Source organism: Aneurinibacillus sp. UBA3580 (assembly GCF_002375825.1).
GTDB lineage: Bacteria > Bacillota > Bacilli > Aneurinibacillales > Aneurinibacillaceae > Aneurinibacillus > Aneurinibacillus danicus.
Genome location: NZ_DFMZ01000054.1, coordinates 27,832 through 31,288 on the forward strand (window position 1 = coordinate 27,832; position 3,457 = coordinate 31,288).

5 protein-coding genes are annotated in these 3,457 nt (G+C 47.8%); 2 read left to right on the plus strand and 3 right to left on the minus strand.

Annotated features, from left to right (window positions below; all coding sequences use genetic code 11):
* A partial coding sequence (locus tag B2899_RS08865; protein WP_286885159.1) for an AMP-binding protein occupies positions 1-867 on the minus strand: 867 nt, incomplete at its 3' end.
* Positions 868-1,094: 227 nt separating this feature from the next.
* On the opposite strand from B2899_RS08865, the gene B2899_RS08870 reads away from it, so the two are divergent.
* Positions 1,095-1,853: a lytic transglycosylase domain-containing protein gene (locus B2899_RS08870; protein ID WP_286885161.1), complete on the plus strand. Its 759-nt coding sequence runs from the start codon at positions 1,095-1,097 to the stop codon at positions 1,851-1,853.
* 13 nt (positions 1,854-1,866) lie between these two features.
* On the opposite strand, the gene B2899_RS08875 is transcribed toward B2899_RS08870, so the two are convergent.
* Together B2899_RS08875 and B2899_RS08880 are read right to left on the minus strand one after the other, a co-directional pair.
* Complete coding sequence (locus B2899_RS08875; RefSeq protein ID WP_170230298.1) at positions 1,867-2,013, minus strand: hypothetical protein; 147 nt, start codon at positions 2,011-2,013, stop codon at positions 1,867-1,869.
* Positions 2,014-2,142: 129 nt separating this feature from the next.
* Entirely contained in the window at positions 2,143-2,547 is a 405-nt protein-coding gene (locus tag B2899_RS08880) for a globin (protein WP_146810943.1), read from the minus strand.
* A 336-nt stretch (positions 2,548-2,883) separates the two neighbouring features.
* Between B2899_RS08880 and B2899_RS08885 the strand changes: the two genes are divergently transcribed.
* Positions 2,884-3,457, plus strand: a 574-nt coding sequence (locus B2899_RS08885) for a hypothetical protein (RefSeq protein WP_286885165.1), incomplete at its 3' end; no start/stop codon positions are given.

Genomic DNA, 3,457 nt, shown 5'->3' on the forward strand with positions numbered 1-3,457 from the left:
TTCCACCGGCATCGGCGAGCCGCCGCAGACGGCCAACCGCAAGTCAGGAAATTCCGCATTGCCGGAGCGAAGCGCCTGTGCCAATACGACATACATGGCCGGTACGCCGCAGAATACGGTTACACGGTTTTGTACGAGTGACTGCATAATCTCCTTTGGATGGAACGCTTCATGAATGACGATGGCAGCCCCTGCGTATAGCGGCAGTAGAACGGATGTTGTAAATCCGAACGTATGGAACATCGGCAGCACGCACATGAACGTATCGTTAGAATTCAGCTTAAGCATCCGGTTGCAGGAAGCGGTGTTCGCCATCAGATTTTTGTGGCTGAGCATGGCTCCCTTCGGTTTTCCGGTCGTACCTGACGTATACAGAAGAGTAGACGTGGAGTCCGGGTTCATTTCCATCATCTCCACGGGCTCGAGCGCCGCAATGGCAGCTGTGGTATCCGGGTTAATGACGAACACATTCTCAAGTCCGAGTGCAACCTTCAGTTGTTCTGGTGTGGCGTGCAGCTTGGCGAGAATGTTTTCGTGCACGAACATGGCTTTCGTGCTGGCGTTGCGGATAATGTATGTAATTTCTTCCATGGTGAGTGTCAGGTTCAGCGGCACCACAATGGCACCCAGGCGGGTAATGGCAAAATAACTGTAAATAAATTCAGGCGTATTATAGCAGCTCAGTGCGACTATATCGCCCGCCTGGATGCCGTTTTGCTGAAGGTAAGTGGCATACTGCCGGATGGAGCGGTCCAACTCACCGTATGTAATGGTTGTATCATGATAAATGAGAGCGGTATCGGTTGGCTGCGAATGCTGCAGATAAAAGTTGCCGAAGTGAAGCCCTTTAATTTCTTCCAGTAACAAGTCTATTCCTCCTATATTAAAATGCTTTGATTCTGCAAAATGATTTTGTAGTTTGAGGTAAGAAAATGACCACCTCGCCAGTGCTAACGTATCAATGGTATCCATATAAGTATACATTTGAAAGGAGAACGTGTAAAATATGGACACTGTAAAAATATATCTTTTTTGCCGGGGAAAAAAGAGGTAAAATAAGAAAGAATGGAAAGAAAGGGAAGGGGAATGCAAGGATGGAAGTCGTCTCGCCGAGCTGGTTTGCAGACAGTATTATATTATCGATGGCCGAGAAGAATCCGAAACTTAAGCAGAAGCTGGGACAGGAGATGGTGGGAGGACAGGCCGGTACGTTCGCCGATATGCTGGCGGCAGCGGTCAAAGACGAAGCGGCCGCACTTACCATTGATCCGAACAGGCAAAGCTCTACAGCTGGTTTTATGATGGCGATGATGACGGCATCTGCCCATGCGGCAGATGATGTTGGTCAGCCAATGTCGGAAGAAGCGACGCAAGACCTTCTACAGGAAGCACGGACTCCTCTCCCTGCGGCTTTTACAGCGCGTAAAATAGTGCCCCCTGTAAATCCATACGCGCAGGCAGCAACGAATTCAGTGGGCCGAGCGGATATTGATAAGGTGATTGCAGCTGCCGCCGAACGATACGGTGTTCAGGAGAATTTGCTGCGCGCCGTTATCTATCAGGAGAGCCGGTTTAATCCGACGGTTCGCTCCAAAGCGGGCGCCATGGGACTTATGCAGCTAATGCCCGGCACGGCCGCGGCGCTTGGCGTGAAGAATCCGTTTAGTATCGAAGAGAATATCGATGGCGGCACCCGGTATTTGAAATCGCTTCTGGAGCAATACGACGGCAATATTAAGCTAGCGCTTGCCGCTTATAATGCAGGTCCCGGTAATGTAAAGAAATACGGTGGAATTCCACCGTTTAAGGAAACACAAAATTACGTGCGCAAAATTATCGCTATGCTTGGCTAAAACGGAAGGCTCCTTACCGTTCTGTTTCAGAATCGGAAGGAGCCTTTTCTGCCTCCGCAATCTTTAATCGTTCGGCAAGTGTCGGGCTGAAAACCGGAATTAAATAATAGCCGAGTGTAACAGCCGCAGCGATGCCTACGATGAGAGCCGCCATGTTCATTGCATTCATCCTCCTTTTTAAAATGAGGAAGTGATGTATTGCGGATTTCTTTTTTAGTATGACTGTTAGAATGATAACTATGCAAAAAACACGGAGTGGAATCATCGATTCGCTCCGTGTTTTTTGTTCTTATAAAGAAGCCAGATGTTTGGTCGTTTCGTCATCCGGTGAATTTACCATATGGTGCGCCACTTGAATCAGACGTTCATACATGTATTCCCGGGCAGGACCTTCCATGCCGATTTCGTCCATCGATTCTTTCATCAGTTTTAACCAGCGCTCCGCACGCAGCGGCGTTACCTGAAACGCCATATGCCGCGCCCGCATCATCGGGTGCCCGTACATGTTGTTGTACAGTGGTTCTCCACCCAGAAATTGCGTCAGAAACATAAACTGCTTCTGTTCGGTCAAAGTCAAATCTTCAGGGAAGATCGGGCTGAGCAGCGGATCATTCGCTACCCGCGAATAAAATGCGGCTACAAGTTTGCGAATCGTTTGTTCACCGCCGATAGCTTCATAAGGGGTCTGTGACATCATTGCTTTTTACTCCCTTCAGATGGTGTGCTTGTTTCATTATACATTATTTTATCTTCTCTGCCAGACGGCGGCAGTGACGGATGTTACGTTTTCGGTCAAAAAAGTATCCCTGCCGTATAGGACAGGGACGAAAGTAGAGGAGTGGTTACAACATCTTTAGTATGCCATGTTTTTCATGTGAAGTTTGTCAAATTGTTGTACCGTTTTCAGAAGGATATTATTCTAATTTTGTCGAATGTGACAAAAATGTGAATTAAACCAAGTAAAGTTGATTTCTTATGATACAGTAAATGCATATAGGTTCGTGAAGCCAGTAGGAGAGGAGAGCCGACCATGGAGAAACAGGCATTTGTCAATGCACTTGTGTCCCTGCCTGACCCGGCCGCGCGTTTGTTGTTTGCACTGCTCGACAAAAGCAGTATGCTTGAGCTGCTGTCAGGCAAACTGAGTTTAACTTTAGAGAGAGAAGTCGCCCGTGCAAGCGGCTGGTCCAGAAATGAGCTGCTGCTCAAACTGCTTATTCGTCTTAATCAAACCATCCATAATGAGAAAATTACGTACATAACAAAAGAAGATGTCATTCAAAATACCGGGTTGCTTGTTGACCGGGCGATTGCCGTGCTGACAAAAACGGAGAAAGAATTCTCGGGCGAAACGCTGCTTGATCTGCTTGTTTATGAAGGCGACAAAATTGAGAGTATGCGCAGATCCGATGAAGTTCTTAAAGAACCGCTGCGGCCGGACGCCCAGAGCACTGCCTTATATATACAACAACTGTTTGAGCCTTCCGCCAAAACATTGTCCACGTTTTCAGCACAGCGACTGCGCGAGAGAATGCTGCCGTTCGTTATTTATGCCCTGTTTCTGTGGAACGAAAAGTTAACCGTAGAAGAAACGGAAGAGCGAA